The sequence below is a fragment of the Klebsiella sp. CSG-1 genome (genome assembly GCF_056521145.1).
The window spans coordinates 106,162-126,630 of sequence record NZ_JBWNLD010000006.1 but is presented as its reverse complement, the minus strand read 5'-3'; the positions used below and the strand labels follow the sequence as shown (position 1 = coordinate 126,630).

The window sequence follows — 20,469 nt, the reverse complement described above, 5'->3', positions numbered from 1 at the left end:
TTTACACAAAAAAATTCGAGTTGCGTCAAGGCGGCAAGGGAGTGAATCCCTGGAGCGTACAAGCGGTACGTAACCGGGGTGAGCGAGCGCAGCCAACGCAGAGGCGGCTTGAAGGATGAAGTGTATAACAATAGCGTCAGACCCGCCGGATACAAACTACAGAGGTCATGATGAGTACTGAAATTAAAACTCAGGTCGTGGTACTTGGGGCAGGTCCTGCAGGCTATTCTGCTGCCTTCCGTTGCGCTGATTTAGGTCTGGAGACCGTCATCGTAGAACGTTACAGCACCCTCGGCGGTGTTTGCCTGAACGTCGGCTGTATCCCTTCTAAAGCACTGCTGCACGTTGCTAAAGTTATCGAAGAAGCGAAAGCGCTGGCCGAGCACGGCATCGTTTTTGGCGAACCGAAAACCGACATTGACAAGATCCGCACCTGGAAAGAAAAAGTCATCACTCAGCTGACCGGTGGTCTGGCTGGCATGGCCAAAGGTCGTAAAGTGAAGGTGGTTAACGGTCTGGGTAAATTCACCGGCGCTAACACCCTGGAAGTGGAAGGTGAAAACGGTAAAACCGTGATTAACTTCGACAATGCGATCATCGCCGCAGGTTCCCGTCCGATTCAGCTGCCGTTCATTCCGCACGAAGATCCGCGCGTATGGGACTCCACTGATGCGCTGGAGCTGAAATCCGTACCGAAGCGTATGCTGGTTATGGGTGGCGGTATCATCGGTCTGGAAATGGGCACCGTGTACCATGCGCTGGGTTCAGAGATCGACGTGGTTGAAATGTTCGACCAGGTGATCCCGGCTGCCGACAAAGACGTGGTTAAAGTCTTCACCAAACGCATCAGCAAGAAATTCAACCTGATGCTGGAAACCAAAGTGACTGCCGTTGAAGCAAAAGAAGACGGTATCTATGTTTCCATGGAAGGCAAAAAAGCCCCGGCTGAAGCACAGCGTTATGACGCGGTGCTGGTTGCTATCGGTCGCGTACCGAACGGTAAAAACCTCGACGCAGGCAAAGCGGGCGTTGAAGTTGACGAACGCGGCTTTATCCGTGTTGACAAGCAGCTGCGTACCAACGTGCCGCACATCTTCGCTATCGGCGATATCGTCGGTCAGCCGATGCTGGCGCACAAAGGTGTTCACGAAGGTCACGTTGCCGCCGAAGTTATCTCCGGTCTGAAGCACTACTTCGACCCGAAAGTGATCCCGTCAATCGCCTACACCGAGCCAGAAGTTGCCTGGGTTGGCCTGACCGAGAAAGAAGCGAAAGAGAAAGGCATCAGCTATGAAACTGCCACCTTCCCGTGGGCAGCTTCTGGTCGTGCGATCGCTTCAGATTGCGCAGACGGTATGACCAAACTGATCTTCGACAAAGAGACCCACCGTGTTATCGGCGGCGCGATTGTCGGCACCAACGGCGGCGAGCTGCTGGGTGAAATCGGCCTGGCTATCGAAATGGGTTGTGATGCAGAAGACATCGCTCTGACCATCCACGCGCACCCGACTCTGCACGAGTCCGTTGGCCTGGCGGCAGAAGTGTTCGAAGGTAGCATTACCGACCTGCCGAACGCGAAAGCGAAGAAAAAGTAAGTTTTTCTTTCCGGCAAAATGTAAAAGCGGCTCTGAGAGCCGCTTTTTTTATGCCCGATGTTTAGAACTGTGTCTGCGTTAATAAATCGGCACATCTTATAGATACATTGAAAATAATTACGTCATAAACTTATAGGCAGTTAACTATCTGTGAGGTGTGTTATGAAACTCGTTTTAACAACTGCCCTGTTTGCTGCCACCCTGGCTTCTGCGGTGGCTTGCGCCGCAGATCCTTCCATTCCCTGGGCCGACAATAGCGGTGGCACGGAAAACACCCATATCGCCGCCATGGGTCAGAACCTGAATGCGCAGCATCAGGCGATCAGCAAAACTACGGAAGGCGTGTGGGCGGCGAACTCAGGCAGTATTCACAATGATGAGGCGGCCTTAAGCAGCAGCAAGCCAGCCTTCAGCGGCTATCCACAGCTGATGCCGCATCAGGGCTAAACATCGTCAGATGAGGAAACCAGCCCGGCGGCATACGGATGCGCCGGGCAGGGGGTTATTGCTCGATAGCCTGCCATTTTTCATCTGGCGTAAAGCGGGTAATCGCCTGAACTAACGTCTCCGTATCCTTACCTAAATTTGCCTGATAAACGCGATCGTTCTGGTCGATCATAAAGCTCATCACGCCGGTTTCACCCCATGCAACGGGCCACGCCAGCAGGGCGACCGTCTGCTTGTCACCGTCATGGATAATGCGGAAACGGTATCCGTGATAGCCTTCGCCCGGTTCGACGGGGCTAAAGGCTGGCCCCAACGGGCTCGGCTCTTCACCGGGCTGAGTTGGCCAGTACAGACCGTCTTTTTTCCCCGTGCTACTGAACAGCTTTTTGGCGTAACGCTGGAAGTGCTGATAATACTCATTTTGCGCATCAACGTAGGCGTGCATCGCCTGGATTGCCGACAGCTCGTTACGGCCGATTTCTCGCGTCTGGATCTCATCTGCCGCCTGCGCCATATCGAAGTGCCAACCCTCGGCGCTTTTCAGCATCGGCAGCGGCAGCTGCCACTCTTCACGGCCTACGTTGAGGTGTGCCATATCCCCCTGTTCGACAATCTTATGGCCGACTTTCCAGTCGCGAAGAAAACGGGCGACGGCTTGCGGATCTGCCTCCCGCTGCGGCAGGTACTGACGCCAGTCCTCCCCCAGCAGGTCGTTGAGCGCGGGCTCATTTTGCGTCGAAATGGCCTCCGCCAGCGCAGTGGCGGCCTTCTCCGGGGTGGCAAAATACTGTTGGGCAAAAACGGGCAGGGCAAAAAGCGCCAGCCAGCCGGAAATCAGGACTTTTTTCATGACCGCTCCTTAGCGATGACGCAGTTCGCGATGTTGGCCCGTGCGCTGTTGCGCCGCCGCACGCTGGTTAGTGTTGAGGTGCGCTGTACTCCGGCTCTGCGCGCCCCGCTGGCGCTGGGCCTCCCATGATGGCGAGCGGCTGTCGTTGCCGCTGAACGCATTCGAACGAACATTCTGCACTCTCTGCTGGCGCTGCTGCGGCGGGCGCTGTTGAACCTGCGACTTCGCCGCGTCGCGATGCTGTTGCTGCTGCGTCGTCGGGTTCTGGAGGTGCGAGTTTGCTTTGTCCCGTCGCTGCTGTTGGGGCGCCGGATTTTGTTGCTTTTGCTTCGCCGCCGCGCGGTTTTCCGGGGTGTCATAGCCCCGGTAGTTGCTGCGCTGGGTGATTTTGTTGAGCTGCTGTGAGGCCGCCTGGCGTTGGGTATCCCTGTTGCCTGCCGCCGCCGTTACTCCGCCCGCGGTCAGACCTTTTGCCGCGCCGTTGTGAGTGCTGTGCTGGAACTGGTCGAGCGCCGCCTGACGCTGACTGGTCAGGTTCGCCGGAGTGTGCTGCGTGGCGCTCAGGCCGCCGGGAACGTTGGTCTGGTGGAAACGCTGCGCCACGTTATTGTTCGGGTACGGCACATTGTTGCGGAACGCCGGGTTGTGCTGCCAGCTAGCGTTGTTGCCGTCAAAACGCTGCTTGTTGAAATGGTTGTAGTTATCGACGTCGATATTGATATTGTTGTTCCCGCCGCCATGGTAGCCGCCGTGATCCCAGTCATCGTCGTGATGATAGTCATCATCCCAGTCGATGCTGCTGAACAGCGCATAAGTGGTGGCTACCCCGAGGCTGAAACCGAGGCCGTTGACGAAGCTGTTGGTAAACTGTTCACCCGGCGTTGGCGGCAAATAGACCGGCGGGTACGCGGTGTTCGGCCAGGTGCCATAAACCGTATTGGGGTTGTAGGTTGGCACATACACCACCTTCGGATCGGTAGATTCAATCTTGATGATTTCTGTGGTGGGCGCAGGCTCGACCACCGTGGTGGTTTTCGTCGTTGACGTGGCGGTGGAAGTCGCCGGTGGCGGCGTCGCTTTGGTTGTGGTCACCTTCTGCTGCGGCGACGATTTTAGCGTCCCGGTTTGCTGGGCGATGGCACGCAGTTTCTGCACCGAATTCATCACGTCCTGCGGCTGTGCGAGAAACGCGTTACCCAGGTCCTGCACCCACTGCGGATTTTCACCCATCAGCGACAGCAGCGCCGGGAAGGCGACCAGCGATTTCACGCTGGGGTCCCACGGCTGGTTCGCCACGGCCTGCACGGCGGCGTCACCCTGCATCGTTGGGTTATCCTGCGACCACTGGACGGCCTGCAGGACGTTGCTCGGGTAGGTTGACGCCATTAACACCTGCGACAGCAGGTTATCCGGATAAAGGGCGACGGGGGCGACCCACCGATCGATTTGCGGCGCCGTGTAGGTGGCCGTGACCGGTTGCGCCGTCGGAGCGGCGGACTCAACGGCAGCGGCGGTGGGTTGGGGGGCAGGAGCGGGCGCGGGCGGCGTTTCTGCGGCGCGGCTTGTCACGTACAGGGCCCCGGAGGCGGCTAATAGCCCGGCACTGCACACCAGGGCAATCACGTGGGGTTTCAAAGGTCGTATCATGTTAGCTCCCGGCGCTATAGTTTGGCCCGTTTCCACTGAGTATCGCCGAAAATAGCGCTCGCGACGGAGTATAAGCCGGTCTATTTTTGATTTTTGATGATTGTTGGGATTTTGCTCAGTTATGTGTAACAGAATTAAATTTATATCCCGGGAAATGTACGTAAAGCCTGTAAAATCCTGCCCTTAACGATTCAGCTAAATTTTAATGTTGCTTTTTTGTAAACAGATTAACACCTCGCCAAAATCCTGCTATGCTGCCGACGCGGTATCGGGCATTTACCCTACAAACTGCTGTCTCACAGGAGCGTGAAGAGAATCGCCTACCGCATTTTACAATGAGAGCGAGGAGAACCGTCGTGCTAGAAGAATACCGTAAGCACGTAGCTGAGCGTGCAGCCGTTGGGATTGTTGCCAAACCCTTAGATGCAACCCAAATGGCCGCGCTGGTAGAACTGCTGAAGAGCCCGCCTGCGGGTGAAGAAGAATTCCTGTTAGACCTGTTAATCAACCGTGTACCGCCGGGCGTCGACGAAGCCGCCTATGTTAAAGCCGGATTCCTTGCCGCTATCGCCAAAGGCGAAGCGACCTCCCCACTGGTTACCCCTGAAAAAGCCGTTGAACTGCTGGGCACCATGCAGGGCGGTTACAACATTCACCCGCTGATTGATGCTCTGGACGATGCTAAACTGGCGCCGATCGCCGCCAAAGCGCTGTCCCATACCCTGCTGATGTTCGATAACTTCTACGACGTAGAAGAGAAAGCCAAAGCGGGTAACGAGTACGCTAAACAGGTCATGAAATCCTGGGCTGACGCCGAGTGGTTCCTGAACCGTCCGCAGCTGGCTGAGAAAATCACCGTCACCGTATTCAAGGTCACCGGCGAAACCAACACCGATGACCTGTCTCCGGCCCCCGATGCCTGGTCCCGTCCGGATATCCCGCTGCACGCGCTGGCGATGCTGAAAAACGCCCGCGAAGGTATCGAGCCGGATCAGCCGGGTTCCGTTGGCCCGATTAAGCAAATTGAAGCGCTTCAGCAAAAAGGTTTCCCGCTGGCCTACGTCGGTGACGTAGTTGGTACAGGCTCTTCGCGTAAATCCGCCACCAACTCGGTGCTGTGGTTTATGGGTGACGATATCCCGAACGTGCCGAACAAGCGCGGCGGCGGTCTCTGCCTGGGCGGCAAAATTGCACCTATCTTCTTCAATACCATGGAAGATGCCGGCGCGCTGCCAATTGAAGTGGACGTCAACAACCTGAATATGGGCGACGTGATTGACGTTTACCCGTTCAAAGGCGAAGTGCGTAACCACGAAACCAACGAACTGCTGGCAAGCTTCGAGCTGAAAACCGATGTGCTGGTTGATGAAGTCCGCGCCGGCGGCCGTATTCCGCTGATCATCGGTCGCGGCCTGACCACGAAAGCGCGTGAAGCGCTGGGTCTGCCGCACAGCGACGTATTCCGTCAGGCAAAAGACGTGGCGGAAAGCAGCCGCGGCTACTCGCTGGCGCAGAAAATGGTTGGCCGCGCCTGCGGCGTTGCCGGTGTTCGTCCGGGCGCTTACTGTGAACCGAAGATGACCTCCGTCGGTTCCCAGGATACCACCGGTCCGATGACCCGTGATGAACTGAAAGACCTGGCGTGCCTTGGTTTCTCCGCCGATCTGGTGATGCAGTCCTTCTGCCACACCGCGGCCTATCCGAAGCCGGTTGACGTCACCACGCACCATACGCTGCCAGACTTCATTATGAACCGTGGCGGTGTCTCTCTGCGTCCGGGCGATGGGGTTATCCACTCCTGGCTGAACCGTATGCTGCTGCCGGATACCGTCGGTACCGGTGGTGACTCTCATACCCGCTTCCCGATTGGTATCTCCTTCCCGGCAGGTTCTGGTCTGGTGGCCTTTGCCGCCGCGACCGGCGTCATGCCGCTGGATATGCCGGAATCGGTGCTGGTTCGCTTCAAAGGCAAGATGCAGCCGGGGATCACCCTGCGCGATCTGGTCCATGCGATCCCGCTGTACGCGATTAAGCAGGGGCTGCTGACCGTTGAGAAGAAAGGGAAGAAAAACATCTTCTCTGGACGCATTCTGGAAATTGAAGGTCTGCCGGATCTGAAAGTTGAGCAGGCGTTTGAGCTGACCGATGCGTCCGCAGAGCGTTCTGCTGCCGGCTGTACCATTAAGCTGAATCAGGAACCGATCGTCGAGTATCTGAACTCCAACATCGTCCTGCTGAAGTGGATGATCGCAGAAGGCTACGGCGATCGTCGTACGCTGGAGCGTCGCATCCAGGGGATGGAAAAATGGCTGGCGGATCCGCAGCTGCTGGAAGCCGATGCCGATGCCGAGTATGCCGCGGTGATCGATATCGATCTGGCGGATATCAAAGAGCCTATCCTGTGTGCACCGAACGATCCGGACGATGCGCGTCTGCTGTCCGATGTGCAGGGTGAGAAGATTGACGAAGTCTTCATCGGTTCCTGCATGACCAACATCGGTCACTTCCGTGCGGCGGGTAAACTGCTGGACAGCCACAAAGGCCAGCTGCCGACTCGTCTGTGGGTGGCTCCGCCAACCCGTATGGATGCGGCGCAGCTGACTGAAGAAGGCTACTACAGCGTGTTTGGTAAGAGCGGCGCGCGCATTGAAATCCCTGGCTGTTCCCTGTGTATGGGTAACCAGGCGCGCGTGGCGGACGGTGCGACGGTGGTATCCACTTCAACCCGTAACTTCCCGAACCGTTTAGGCACCGGCGCTAACGTCTATCTGGCCTCTGCGGAGCTGGCTGCGGTCGCTTCCCTGCTCGGCAAACTGCCGACGCCGGAAGAGTACCAGACCTTCGTCGCTCAGGTGGATAAGACTGCGGCGGATACCTATCGCTACCTGAACTTCAACCAGCTGGAACAGTACACTGATAAAGCTGACGGTGTGATTTTCCAGACCGCGGTATAAGCGAATCTTGCTGCTCAAAGCCACTCTTCGGAGTGGCTTTTTTATTGCTGCGCTAAACGTACTCCGATAACCATCGGCATCTGGTAAAGGCGCAAGGGATTTGACGCCGACAGACCGGCAGCGGGCAAAGAATGGTGGAATAATGCCCGCCAGTTGGCGGCAAGACGACCGGTTAACCAACTGAGGCGCTTTTATTTACTGTTGCTCTATCTGGTCCACTTTTTTTCTGCCCGGGGGCTGCGATAATTACCCTATGGGTACAATGTAGCGGTGACGCATTGCCCTTGCAGAGGAAGACACTATGGATTACGAGTTTCTGCGCGATATTACCGGAGTGGTAAAGGTGCGAATGTCGATGGGCCACGAGGTGGTGGGGCACTGGTTTAACGAAGAGGTGAAAGATAACCTCGCCCTGCTGGATGAAGTGGAACAGGCCGCGCGCACCGTAAAAGGCAGCGAGCGTTCCTGGCAGCGTGCCGGACATGAATACACGCTATGGCTGGATGGCGAAGAGGTGATGATTCGCGCCAACCAGCTGGAGATTTCAGGTGATGAAATCGAAGAGGGGATGAGCTACTACGACGAAGAAAGCCTCTCTCTGTGCGGCGTTGAGGATTTTTTACAGGTGGTGGCCGCGTACCGCGAGTTTGTCAGCAAAGCGTAACCCCCTTCATGCATTCACGCCGGGAGCCGAACTCCCGGCTTTTTTTTGCCCTGAATGATTAATTGATTTTATTTAATCATTTTAAAACTGTGATCGCGCGTGTTTATCGTTTGTTGTTGATTAAATATAATCAATGTGATTTCATTTAATCATATTAATGACAGGCGGCACGACATGAACATCAAAAAAGCAATAGAGCGAGTACCCGGAGGCATGATGGTTGTGCCACTGGTCATCGGTGCGGTCATAAATACGTTTGCACCTCATGCGCTGGAGGTCGGCGGGTTTACAACCGCGCTCTTTAAGAACGGTGCTGCACCGCTGATTGGCGCATTTTTGCTGTGTATGGGGGCGGGGATTAGCATCAAAGCCGCTCCTCAGGCGTTGTTACAGGGGGGGACTATCACGCTGACCAAACTCCTTATCGCCATCGCGCTAGGGCTGGGGGTTGAACATCTTTTCGGCGCCGAGGGGATCTTCGGTTTGAGCGGCCTGGCGATTATTGCCGCCATGAGCAATTCCAACGGCGGGCTTTATGCGGCGCTGGTTGGGGAGTTTGGCAATGAACGTGATGTCGGCGCTATCTCTATTTTGTCACTGAACGATGGTCCTTTCTTCACCATGATCGCGCTGGGGGCGGCAGGTATGGCCAACATTCCGATCATGGCACTCGTTGCGGTACTGATTCCTCTGATTGTTGGCATGATCCTTGGCAACCTTGACGTGCACATGCGCGACTTCCTGACGAAAGGCGGACCGCTGCTCATTCCATTTTTTGCTTTTGCTCTGGGGGCTGGTATCAATCTGGAAATGTTGCTCCAGGGCGGGCTGGCGGGCATTCTCCTCGGCATTCTGACCACCTTTATTGGCGGATTTTTTAATATTCGCGCCGATCGGCTGGTCGGAGGAAGTGGTATCGCTGGCGCTGCAGCATCCAGCACGGCCGGTAACGCGGTGGCTACACCGCTGGCGATTGCCCAGGCCGATCCTTCGCTGGCATCCGTCGCTGCCGCGGCGGCCCCGCTCATAGCGGCCTCGGTTATCACGACCGCAATCCTGACGCCGATACTGACTTCCTGGGTGGCAAAAAGGCAGGTGCGTCAGCTTCCGGAGGAAAAGAACACATGAAAATGATCGTGATTGCCGATGATTTTACGGGATCGAATGATACCGGGGGGCAGCTGGCGAAAAAAGGCGCACGAACGGAAGTGATGCTCAGTACCTCGCAGAAGCCTTCACGTCGCGCCGATGTGCTCATCATCAATACCGAGAGCCGGGCTGTTTCCGCAGAGCTGGCCGCAAAGGCCGTGCGTCGCGCACTCGCGCCGTGGTGTGAAACGATAGCCCCGCCGCTGGTGTACAAAAAAATTGATTCTACCTTTCGTGGTAACGTCGGGGCTGAAGTTGTGGCGGCGATGCAAGCCAGCGGTAGTCGCATGGCGGTGATTGCCGCGGCTATTCCTTCCGCCGGCCGCACTACGCAGAACGGCCTGTGTCTGGTCAACGGTGTTCCGCTTCTGGAGACCGAATTTGCCAGCGATCCGAAAACGCCAGTTACGTCGTCCCGAATTGCTGAACTGATCGCGCTGCAAAGCGGTATTCCTGTTTACGAAGTTCATCTGGATGAGGTCCGACACGGAGGACTCAGCGCCGTTTTGAGCGCCCTGGACGCCGAAGGCGAGTGCATGGTGGTCGTTGATGCCGTTGAGGATCGCGATCTGATGCTGATCGCTCAGGCTCTCGGGGAACAAGAACGGCTTCCGCTGATGGTCGGAGCGGCGGGCCTTGCAAATGCCTTGCCTGTCAGCTTCTTTATGCAAGAGCAGCAGACTCTGCCTGTGCTGGTGGTGGCTGGCTCAATGAGTGAGGCCACGCGCCGACAGGTGGATCGTGCGCTTTACGAAGGGAGAGCAGAGGTGGTGGATATCGACGCCTCCCGCCTGATCTCTTCCTCATATGCCCTGGAGATAGCCTCGGTGGCAGAGCAAGCCTGCGCCCAGCTCAGTCGCCAGCATCATACGATCTTGCGTACCAGTCGCAGCGCGGAAGATCGACATCTGATCGAGAGTTTGTGTGGTTCCGCCGCGATAAGTCGCCAGCAACTGGGGGAGATGCTAAGCCAACGGATCGGGGCGATCACATTGCAGATCCTCGGGCAGGCGCGAGTCGGCGGCCTGTTTCTGACTGGGGGCGACATCGCCACTGCGGTGGCCAGCGCGTTGGGCGCGGAGGGATATCGGATTCAGAGTGAGGTTGCGCCCTGTATTCCTTGCGGGACATTTATCAACAGCGAACTGGATGATTTGCCGGTGATCACTAAGGCCGGGGGATTTGGATCGGACAGCACGCTGTGCGATGCGCTTTATTATATTGAGGAGATGTATAGTGGGCATTAAGACTATTGCTATCACGATGGGCGATCCCGCGGGGATTGGGCCAGAAATTATTGTTAAAGCCCTCGCGGAAGATTCACTGAACGGTACGCCTGTGGTGGTGGTCGGTTGCCTGCAAACCCTGAAGCGGTTGCAGGAAAAAGGTCTGGCAGCGGATGTCGAGTTTCGCGCTATCAACGAGGTGGCCGCTGCGCGCTTTACGCCCGGAGTAATCCATGTGATTGATGAACCGCTGGCGGATCCACAGGCGCTGGTGCCGGGAAAAGTTCAGGCCCAGGCGGGCGATCTGGCCTATCGTTGTGTCAAGCGGGCGACGGCGCTGGCGTTGAAAGGTGACGTTCAGGCGATCGCCACGGCGCCTCTGAACAAAGAGGCATTGCATCTCGCCGGACATAACTATCCCGGGCATACCGAACTGCTGGCGACGCTGACCGAAAGCCGCGATTATGCCATGGTGCTGTTCACGGAGAAGCTGAAAGTTATCCATGTGTCGACGCATATCGCCCTACGCACATTCCTGGACACCCTGAATACGTCCCGCGTCGAAACCGTTATCGCGATTGCAGATACTTTTCTCAAGCGCGTCGGCTATGCGAAACCGCGCATTGCCGTCGCCGGAGTCAATCCTCATGCGGGTGAGAATGGCCTGTTTGGTGATGAAGAAGGTCGGTTTCTGGTGCCGGCCATTGCCAGCGCAAAGGCCAAAGGGATAGCGGTTTACGGCCCTTGCCCTCCGGATACGATTTTTCTTCAGGCCTATGAAGGGCAATACGATATGGTGGTCGCCATGTACCACGATCAGGGACATATTCCATTGAAATTATTAGGTTTCTATGATGGCGTTAATATTACTGCCGGCCTGCCGTTTATCCGGACGTCAGCCGATCACGGGACCGCTTTTGATATCGCCTGGACGGGAAAAGCAAAATCTGAGAGCATGGCTATATCGATAAAACTGGCAATGCAACTGGCGTAATTCCCTGTTATGAAAGGACAACACCGTCTGGATAAAATAGTGGCGTATCTGAAAAACCATACGCTGGTTACGGTAGAGCAACTGGTTGAGGCGGTGGATGCATCCCCGGCCACTATCCGACGTGACTTGATCAAACTGGATGAACAGGGCGTTATCAGTCGAAGCCATGGCGGCGTAGCGTTACGCCGCTTTGAACCTGTACAGCCCACTACGAATGAAAAGCAGCTGCGATCGCCTGCCGAAAAAAGAGCCATTGCGCGCTATGCTGCCTCTCTGGTACATCCTGGGGATGCGGTGGTTCTGGATGCCGGGACGACCATGCTGGAGCTGGCAAAGTGCTTAACCCATCTGCCGCTGCGGGTTATAACCGTCGACTTGCATATTGCCCTGTTTTTATCCGAATTCAGGCAAATTGAAGTGACCATCGTCGGCGGACGAATTGATGACAGCAGTCAGTCTTGCATTGGTGAGTATGGCCGCAAAATGTTGCGTAGCGTTTTCCCGACTATTGCCTTTATGAGCTGTAACTCATGGAGTGCGGAAACCGGAGTGACTACACCGACGGAAGAGAAGGCTGGATTGAAGCAGGAAATCATTGCCAACGCCCAGCGTAAAGTGTTGCTGGCCGACAGCAGCAAGTATGGCGCACATTCATTATTTACCGTGGCGCCGCTTGCCGGTTTTAGCGAAGTGGTGACCGACGTTAATCTCTCGCAGGCGGTTCAGAACACGCTCAAAGAGCAGAACGTTACCCTCAAACTGGTTCAGCCCGAGTAACGGCGCCCGCAGGCGCCGTCAGATGTTCAGATGGAAGGGATATTTCTGGCGTAGTAAATTTCCCGCATCTCTTTCCACAGGAGGTCGGTGATGGACTTGCGCTCTGCGGCGCTGAGATCTTCGGGTCTGGTGTGGAACATGTAGTGCTTCAGATCGAACTCTTTCAGCAGCATCTTGGTGTGGAAGATATTTTCCTGGTAGACATTGACGTCCACCATGTCATACAGCGCTTTCATGTCCTCGGACATAAAGTTCTGAATTGAATTGATTTCATGGTCAATGAAGTGCTTCATGCCATTGATATCACGGGTAAAACCGCGGACGCGATAATCAATAGTGACAATGTCAGATTCCAGCTGGTGGATAAGATAATTCAACGCGTTAAGCGGTGAGATAACCCCACAGGTAGAGACTTCGATGTCGGCACGGAAGGTGCACAGTCCGCCTTCCGGATGGCTTTCCGGGTAGGTATGCACGCAGATATGGCTTTTGTCGAGATGGGCGACGACAGCTTCCGGGAGCGGGCCCGGGTGTTCGGTCTGGTCGATAAGCTGTGGGTCAACGGGTTCTTCACTGACCAGAATCGTCACGCTGGCGCCCTGAGGTTCATAATCCTGGCGAGCAATGTTCAGAATGTTGGCGCCGATGATTGAGCAGGTCTCTGACAAAATCTCGGTCAGACGGTTGGCGTTATAGAGTTCATCGATATAGGCGATGTAGCCATCGCGCTCCTCTGCCGTTTTGACATAGCAGATATCGTAAATACAAAAACTCAGGCTCTTGGTCAGGTTGTTAAAGCCATGCAGCTTCAGTTTTTTCAATTTAGTTCACCCCCTTACTGAAGATCGCTGGCGGACAGCGCATCCTGTAAATATTGCGGTAGGGCAAATGCCGCCTTGTGAATAGCCGGATTATAGTAACGGCACTTCAGGTTCGCTTTGTGAAAACGCGCCTGGATAATTTCATTGGACAGGTCGCGCAGGGCATCATTATCGGTCGCCCACGCGAAGGTCATAATGCCGCCATAATAGGTCGGAATCGCGGCCTGGTAGAAGCTGACATCGCTGAAATAGTGGCCGAGCTTGCGGTGGCTGTCGATCGCTTCATCCTGCTGCAGAAAGCAGACCCCGTTTTGGGCCACAAAAATGCCGCCGGGATTCAGGCAGCGTTTGCAGCCTTCGTAAAAGGCCGAGGTGAACAGGCTCTCGCCGGGACCAATAGGGTCGGTGCAGTCGGAGATGATCACATCAAACGTTTGCGTCGTCTGGTTAACAAAATTGACGCCATCGTCAATCACCAGCGTAAAGCGCGGATCGTCATAGGCGCCGGCGTTGTGATTTGGCAGATACTGGCGGCAGAATGAGACCACGCCAGCGTCGATTTCGACCATGGTGATGGTTTCGATGGTGCGGTGACGAGAGACTTCTCGCAGCATCGCGCCGTCGCCGCCGCCGATAATCAGCACATGTTTCGCCTGGCCGTGGGCCATCAGCGGCACATGGGTCATCATCTCATGATAGATAAACTCATCGCGTTCGGTGGTTTGGACCACGCCGTCCAGCGCCATCACGCGGCCAAAGGCGGCGTTCTCAAAAATGATCAAATCCTGGTGATCGGTCTTTTCGTGATACAGCACATTATCAACCGCAAAATACTGACCAAAATGGTCGTGCAGCGTTTCATGCCACAGATTGTTATCAGCCACGGGCGGATTCCTCCATTGTGAACGTCCGGTTCACTCGAAAAAACGAGCGCAACATCATAGCCAACTATAGATGATGATGCACGGTGGATATTTCAGCAATTCGCATGGCGCAGGGCTGAATGGCAGGAATATTGCCGGGCTGCGGGATGGGGAGACCAGGCCACCTTGTACAGGCGGCGGGATGGCGTCCGGGCCGGCGGGTGGACTATTTAACGTAAGCGAGCAGGCTCAACGAATCGCGGGCCAGCGCTTTGCATTTTTTGGTCGTGGGGATTTTGATACCGCTGAGATCGCGGTAGCTGTCTTCACCGAGCGCCTTCATATTGAAACTGTCATAGTTGCTCAGATCCCATTGGTTCTGTTGAGCAAAAAAGACCAGCGCGCGACGAATTTGGGTATTCGGCAGATTCTGGTAACCGCAGTCGTTTTTCAGGAAGACAAATACCGCCGTTAAATCAGCCATATCTTCCGCTTCGGACTCGCTTAACGCATAGCTATTGGCGGACAGAGCAAGCAGGCTGCCGAGCACTATTGTTCTGAAAAGCGTCTTCATTTTCTCTACCATTGAATCACGGACGCTCAAAGTTAGCATACTTCTTTACACTACGTAGAGCTTTATTCTTACTCTTCTGCTTGACCTTCCTGTTGGTGGAAGGTTTAAGCTCAAAAGTTCACCAGCAGAATAAAAAGGATGTGAAAATGCAACGTCGTGAATTTATCAAATTAACCGCGGCGGCCGGCGTATTCAGCGCGCTGCCGCTCTGGAGCCGTTCGGTTTTCGCCGCCAGCCGTCCGGCCTTGCCGGTGCCCGATCTTCTGACCGCCGACGCACGTAATCGCATCACATTAACCATCCAGACCGGAAAAACGCAGTTTGGTCCGCATCAGGCGACCACCTGGGGTTATAACGGAAATCTGCTGGGGCCGGCGCTGAAGCTCAAAAAAGGGGAGGCGGTGACCGTGGATATTCACAACCGCCTGGCCGAAGAGACGACCGTACACTGGCATGGGCTGGAGGTGCCGGGTGAGGTCGACGGCGGTCCGCAGGGGATCATTGCGCCTGGCGCCACCCGCAGCGTGAACTTTACCCCCAGCCAGCGGGCCGCGACTTGCTGGTTCCACCCGCACCAGCATGGAAAAACCGGTCGTCAGGTGGCGATGGGGCTGGCGGGACTGGTACTGATTTCTGATGAAGAAAGCGAGCAGCTGCTGTTGCCGAAGCAGTGGGGGATCGATGACGTACCGGTGATTGTGCAGGATAAGCGCTTTACCGCTGCCGGGGAGATCGATTATCAGCTCGACATCATGAGCGCGGCGGTCGGCTGGTTTGGCGATACCTTGCTGGCAAACGGGGCACTTTACCCGGAACACGCCGCGCCGCGCGGCTGGCTGCGTTTGCGTTTACTCAACGGTTGTAACGCCCGCTCGCTGAATTTCTCCACCAGCGATAATCGGCCGATGTACGTTATCGCCAGCGACGGTGGACTGCTTGCCGAGCCGGTGAAGGTGAATGAACTGCCGATGTTAATGGGCGAGCGCTTTGAAGTGCTGATCGATACCCGCGACGGTAAAGCTTTCGATCTGATCACGCTGCCGGTGAGCCAGATGGGGATGGCGATCGCGCCGTTTGATAAGCCGCAGCCGGTCTTGCGCATCCAGCCGCTGACTATCCAGGCCTCCGGCAAACTGCCGGATTCTTTGGTCAGTATGCCGGCGCTGCCGTCGCTGGAGGGGCTGACTCAGCGTACGCTCCAGCTGTCGATGGATCCGATGCTGGATATGATGGGAATGCAGGCGCTGATGCAAAAATATGGTAACCAGGCGATGTCCGGCATGAACCACGGCAGCATGATGGATCACGGCAATATGGGCCATTCCATGATGGGTAATATGAGCGACAAGGGTCAGATGAATCATGGCGATATGGGGAACATGAACCACGGCGGCATGGGGCAGATGAACCACGGCGCTGACGGTTTCGATTTCCATAATGCTAACCGGATCAATGGCAAAGCCTTTGATATGAATCTGCCGATGTTTGCCGCAGCAAAAGGGCAATATGAGCGCTGGGTGATTTCCGGCAAAGGCGACATGATGCTGCACCCGTTCCATATTCACGGTACCCAGTTCCGTATCCTGTCGGAGAATGGCGCTGCGCCTGCCGCGCATCGTTCAGGCTGGAAAGATACCGTACGGGTTGAGGGTGGCGTCAGTGAAGTGCTGGTGAAGTTCGATCACGAGGCGTCGAAAGAGCATGCCTATATGGCGCACTGCCACCTGCTGGAACATGAAGATACCGGCATGATGCTCGGCTTTACGGTCTAGTTTTCCCCTCGCCGGGGAGATTGTGCTCGCGTAAAAAAGGCCCGGTTTTCACCGGGCCTTCTGTTTTGTTACTGCGTTTTTACTCAGGGCTTATTTCGCTTCATCAGGCAGCGCATAGGCGACGATATAGTCGCCCATCTTCGTGCCAAACGAGCCGTGGCCGCCAGCGGCGATGACCACATACTGTTTGCCATTCACTTCATAGGTCATTGGCGTAGCCTGGCCGCCTGCCGGCAGACGGGCCTGCCACAGTTTTTCACCATTACTCATGTTGTATGCGCGCAGGTAGTTATCGGCGGTAGCGCCAATAAACAGCACGTTGCCCGCGGTGGAGATTGGGCCGCCCAGCATCGGCATACCCAGGTTAAACGGCAGCTGGATCGGCATCGGGAACGGCAGGCTATCCTGCGGCGTACCGATACGTTTTTTCCATACCACTTCGTTGGTTTTCAGATCCAGCGCGGAGATGTAACCCCAGGCCGGCTGTTTGCACGGCAGGCCAAACGGCGACAGGAAGGCGTTGAGGGTCACGCCGAACGGTACGCCATACTGCGGCTGGATACCGGATTCGGTACCGGAACCTTTCGCATCTTTCGGCGGTTCCATCGGGTTGCCCGGGCCGCGCGGGATCAGTTTCGATACGAACGGCAGCGCCATCGGGTTGGCAATCGCCACCTGACGGTTCGGGTCGACGGAAATCCCGCCCCACTCAAACATCCCCAGGTTACCCGGGAAGACCAGAGTGCCCTGCTCTGACGGCGGAGTGAAGATGCCTTCATAACGCAGCTGATGGAAGATAACGCGGCACACCAGCTGATCGAACATGGTGGCGCCCCACATATCCGCGCCGGTCAAATCTTTCTTCGGACGGAAGCTCAGGTCGGAGAATGGCTGAGTTTTAGAGACATAATCGCCTTTGGCTGCGCCCTGAGGAACCGGTTTTTCCGGTGCCGGGACGACCAGTTCGCCGTTACGACGGTCAAGGACGAAGATATTCCCGGTTTTGGCCGGTGCGTAGATGACCGGAACGGTTTTGCCGTTAACGTCGATATCCGCCAGCGTAGGCTGAGACGGCATATCCATGTCCCACAGATCGTGGTGAACGGTCTGATAGCTCCATACCAGTTTACCGGTGGTGGCGTTCAGCGCCACGATCGAGCTGGCGTAGCGTTCCTGTTCCGGCGTGCGGTTGCCGCCCCAGATATCCGGAGTGGTCACGCCCATCGGCAGGTACACGAGGTCCAGCTTCGCATCATAGGCCGCCGGCGCCCAGGAGTTAGGGGAGTTCAGCGTGAAGTGATGTTCATCGTCCGGAATGGCGTTCGGATCTTTCGCGCCCGGATCGAACACCCACAGCAGTTTACCGGTGTTGACATCAAAACCACGAATGACGCCTGACGGCTCGCGGGTAGAGAAGTTATCGGTGACCGCCCCGGCGATGATAATGGTGGTGTCGGTAATAATCGGCGGCGATGTCGGTTCATACATCCCCGGCGTGGTAACCGGCATATTGGTCTGCAGATTGAGAATCCCTTTGTTGGCAAAGGATTCGCACAGCTGGCCGTTGTCGGCATTAATGGCGAACAGGCGGCCATCGTTGACCGGCAGAATAATCCGGCGCGGGCAGTTGGCGACGACGTCAGCCGGCGCGTTATCCGCTTTCGCTTCGTGGTAAGAGACGCCGCGGCAGGTGACGTGCTGGAAGGACGGATCCGCATTCAGCTGCGGGTCAAAGTGCCATTTTTCTTTCCCGGTAGCCGCATCAAGGGCGAACAGACGCTGGTGGGCGGTACACAGGTACAGCATATTGCCGACTTTAATCGGCGTCACTTCGTTGGTGATTTCACCCGGATCGTTCGGCTGCTTCAGGTCGCCGGTGCGGAACACCCAGGCTTCCTTCAGGTTTTTCACGTTATCGGCATTGATTTGCTTCAGCGGTGAATAACGTTGGCCTTCCTGGTTACGGCCGTACGCCGGCCAGTCGCCATCGGCTACCGCGGAGATCGGCGCCGCAGGCGTCGCATCGGCATTCAGGGTACCGTTCACTTCCTGCGGATCATGAAAACCGGCCCAGGTCAGGATACCGCCGCTGATCAGCAGGGCAACGACCAGACCGGCGACTGCGCCGCCCGATGGGATCGGCAGACGACGCCAGACAAAAGGCAAAATGAGCCAGATGCCGAAGAAGACCAGAATATCGCTACGCGGCGTCAGCGCCCAGAAGTCAAAGCCGACTTCCCAGACGCCCCAGATCATGGTGGCGAGCAGCAGTGCGGCATAGAGCCACAGCGCTGAACGTTTGCCGCGCCACAACATTACGGTGACGCCCAGCATGACCAGGCCCGCAATAGGGTAATACCAGGAGCCGCCAATGGCTGCCAGCCATACCCCACCAATAAGAAGATACAGGCCGCAGAACGCTGCAAAGAGAGCTGTCAGCGTCACGAGAAGCCGTGATTGTTGAGACTTTGTTTCTGCCATAGAAAGACACTCGTTGTTTGTTAATTTTTTAATTGCAATTAATTATAGGATTTAACAAGTGTGATCGGAATCACAAAATGGGCTTTATTATTCCCTGCATCGCATATTTCTTTTTACTGGTATACTGCATAGCTTGCCGGTCAATGTCGGTGCATTCGCAGCGGTGTTGATGATTTATCTTAAGAATCAAATGGTTAGTTTAATGAAACATACTGTAGAAGAAAAAAACTTCGTGTTTTCATGCTTTTATATGATTTCGTGAATTCTCCATTTTGATTTTTATTATCAGTAAGATACGCTTTTTTTTGTTCGTATGTTTATGCGGTTTTTTTGACTGTAGCAACGAACGGTATATCAATCGGTGTATCAATCGCAATCACGAATCCAGGCGGGGCGGGCTATGGCGGGCACTAACAAGCTAAGTGATAAAAAGCTCAAGGCACTCCAGGGGGCCAGCCGTGATGCGCCAGAAATGTATGCAGATGGTGAAGGTTTAAGCGTCAGGGCATCAAAACAGGGTCAACTGAGTTGGGTATTCTCGTACCGGTTGGGTGGAAGGGGTAGCAAACTCGAACGTTTAACGCTTGGCCGTTACCCTGATTTGTCGCTAAAAGCTGCGAGAGAAAAGCGGGAAAAGTGTCGCCAGTGGTTGGCCGGTGGTCTTGATCCAAAAACAGAGCTTGAACTGAGCACCGAAGAAACGCTTAAACCTGTGACAGTACAGGATGCTCTCGAATACTGGCTGGTGAATTACGCCAGGAGAAAGCGCAGTGATGAGGAACTGGTAAGGGCACAGCTACGCAAGCATATTTACCCGCGCCTTGGTCGTTATCCACTGACCAGATGCGAAACCCGCCATTGGGTAGCCTGTTTTGACGAAATAAACCAGACCAAACCCATGACCGCCGGTCGCATGTTCCAGATTTCTAAACAGGCGTTACGTTTTTGCAAGGTTCGCCGCTATGCCGCCAGTGATGCTCTGGCCTTTCTCACCATTCAGGATGTAGGCCAGCCATCCGGCCAACGTGACCGCGTATTGTCAGACAGCGAGCTGGCTGATGTGTGGCGCTGCACAGACAGTGATGATCAGCAGCCGTATTATTCACGTCTTCTCAAAATGCTGGTGCTGTTTGGCGCTCGAACGATGGAAGTTCGCCTTTCTCGATGGTCAGAGTGGGATTTTACATCTTGGATTTGGACAGTACCGAAAGAGCACAGCAAAACTCGCGAGAAAATAGTTAGATCGATACCTGAAGCAATACGTCCGTGGCTGGAAGAGTTAAAACGCGAGACAGGCAAAACGGGGCTACTGCTTGGAGAAGATCGCACCCGTCAGGCTGTATCATTGAAAGGGCGCAGGCTTTTTAAAGATTTCCACCATAACGAGCCGTGGACTCTTCACGATCTGCGTCGCTCGTTCTCCACAGGGCTAAACAATATGGGCATAGCACCGCATATTGTAGAGCTGCTGCTGGGTCATGCTCTACCGGGCGTGATGGCTATTTACAACCGTAGCCTGTACTTGCCGGAGAAGCTCGATGCTCTGAACAAATGGCATGAACGTTTGGAGCTTCTTGCGGGTAATCATCAAAATGTGGTTCTGTTACCTGTAGCGAATAGAGATTAAACTGATATTGCGGGTCTAGGTCGGCCAA

The 20,469-nt window shown here is 55.4% G+C and carries 16 protein-coding genes; 10 read left to right on the top strand and 6 right to left on the bottom strand.

The features are described 5' to 3' along the window. Positions 1-170: 170 nt before the first annotated feature. A complete protein-coding gene (gene lpdA, locus AC007G_RS16170; RefSeq protein WP_004857924.1) occupies positions 171-1,595 on the top strand; it encodes a dihydrolipoyl dehydrogenase in 1,425 nt (474 codons plus the stop codon). A 162-nt stretch (positions 1,596-1,757) separates the two neighbouring features. Beyond that, positions 1,758-2,042, top strand: coding sequence for a hypothetical protein (locus AC007G_RS16165; RefSeq protein WP_032689462.1), 285 nt, complete (start codon positions 1,758-1,760; stop codon positions 2,040-2,042). Positions 2,043-2,097: 55 nt separating this feature from the next. On the opposite strand, the gene AC007G_RS16160 is transcribed toward AC007G_RS16165, so the two are convergent. After that, positions 2,098-2,892 carry a DUF2950 family protein gene (locus tag AC007G_RS16160; protein ID WP_032697266.1) on the bottom strand — a complete coding sequence of 265 codons (795 nt, stop codon included), beginning with the start codon at positions 2,890-2,892 and terminating at the stop codon, positions 2,098-2,100. Positions 2,893-2,901: 9 nt separating this feature from the next. Continuing rightward, entirely contained in the window at positions 2,902-4,539 is a 1,638-nt protein-coding gene (locus tag AC007G_RS16155; protein WP_136895034.1) for a DUF3300 domain-containing protein, read from the bottom strand. Between the two features lie 356 nt (positions 4,540-4,895). On the opposite strand from AC007G_RS16155, the gene acnB reads away from it, so the two are divergent. From acnB to AC007G_RS16125, 6 genes are all read left to right on the top strand, one after another. Then, entirely contained in the window at positions 4,896-7,493 is a 2,598-nt protein-coding gene (acnB, locus tag AC007G_RS16150; RefSeq protein WP_049267581.1) for a bifunctional aconitate hydratase 2/2-methylisocitrate dehydratase, read from the top strand. A gap of 301 nt (positions 7,494-7,794) precedes the next feature. After that, positions 7,795-8,157 (top strand): protein YacL, encoded by a 363-nt coding sequence (gene yacL, locus AC007G_RS16145; RefSeq protein ID WP_004857933.1) that lies wholly within the window; start codon positions 7,795-7,797, stop codon positions 8,155-8,157. Between the two features lie 174 nt (positions 8,158-8,331). After that, positions 8,332-9,285 (top strand): 2-keto-3-deoxygluconate permease 1, encoded by a 954-nt coding sequence (locus AC007G_RS16140; protein WP_032689458.1) that lies wholly within the window; start codon positions 8,332-8,334, stop codon positions 9,283-9,285. Beyond that, a complete protein-coding gene (gene dtnK, locus AC007G_RS16135) occupies positions 9,282-10,553 on the top strand; it encodes a D-threonate kinase (protein WP_180888716.1) in 1,272 nt (423 codons plus the stop codon). Before AC007G_RS16140 ends, dtnK begins: the two co-directional genes overlap by 4 nt. After that, on the top strand, positions 10,543-11,526 hold the full coding sequence (locus AC007G_RS16130) for a D-threonate 4-phosphate dehydrogenase (protein WP_099001335.1): 984 nt from the start codon (positions 10,543-10,545) through the stop codon (positions 11,524-11,526). The genes dtnK and AC007G_RS16130 overlap by 11 nt, the downstream gene beginning before the upstream one ends. Before the next feature lie 9 nt (positions 11,527-11,535). After that, positions 11,536-12,303, top strand: a complete 768-nt coding sequence (locus AC007G_RS16125; RefSeq protein ID WP_032697270.1) for a DeoR/GlpR family DNA-binding transcription regulator — start codon at positions 11,536-11,538, stop codon at positions 12,301-12,303. A 26-nt stretch (positions 12,304-12,329) separates the two neighbouring features. Here AC007G_RS16125 and speD read toward each other — a convergent pair whose 3' ends face one another. From speD to AC007G_RS16110, 3 genes are all read right to left on the bottom strand, one after another. After that, positions 12,330-13,124, bottom strand: coding sequence for an adenosylmethionine decarboxylase (gene speD / locus AC007G_RS16120; RefSeq protein WP_032689455.1), 795 nt, complete (start codon positions 13,122-13,124; stop codon positions 12,330-12,332). Between the two features lie 14 nt (positions 13,125-13,138). After that, positions 13,139-14,008, bottom strand: a complete 870-nt coding sequence (gene speE, locus AC007G_RS16115; protein WP_032689454.1) for a polyamine aminopropyltransferase — start codon at positions 14,006-14,008, stop codon at positions 13,139-13,141. Between the two features lie 205 nt (positions 14,009-14,213). Next, on the bottom strand, positions 14,214-14,561 hold the full coding sequence (locus AC007G_RS16110) for a YacC family pilotin-like protein (protein WP_015585138.1): 348 nt from the start codon (positions 14,559-14,561) through the stop codon (positions 14,214-14,216). Between the two features lie 146 nt (positions 14,562-14,707). Here AC007G_RS16110 and cueO point away from each other — a divergent pair, with 146 nt between their 5' ends. Then, positions 14,708-16,333, top strand: a complete 1,626-nt coding sequence (gene cueO, locus AC007G_RS16105) for a multicopper oxidase CueO (RefSeq protein WP_142630731.1) — start codon at positions 14,708-14,710, stop codon at positions 16,331-16,333. Between the two features lie 90 nt (positions 16,334-16,423). Here the strand turns inward: cueO and AC007G_RS16100 are convergent, their stop codons facing one another. Further along, on the bottom strand, positions 16,424-18,814 hold the full coding sequence (locus AC007G_RS16100; RefSeq protein ID WP_032689452.1) for a glucose/quinate/shikimate family membrane-bound PQQ-dependent dehydrogenase: 2,391 nt from the start codon (positions 18,812-18,814) through the stop codon (positions 16,424-16,426). Positions 18,815-19,214: 400 nt separating this feature from the next. On the opposite strand from AC007G_RS16100, the gene AC007G_RS16095 reads away from it, so the two are divergent. After that, positions 19,215-20,441: a tyrosine-type recombinase/integrase gene (locus AC007G_RS16095; RefSeq protein WP_465052608.1), complete on the top strand. Its 1,227-nt coding sequence runs from the start codon at positions 19,215-19,217 to the stop codon at positions 20,439-20,441. Positions 20,442-20,469 lie beyond the last annotated feature (28 nt).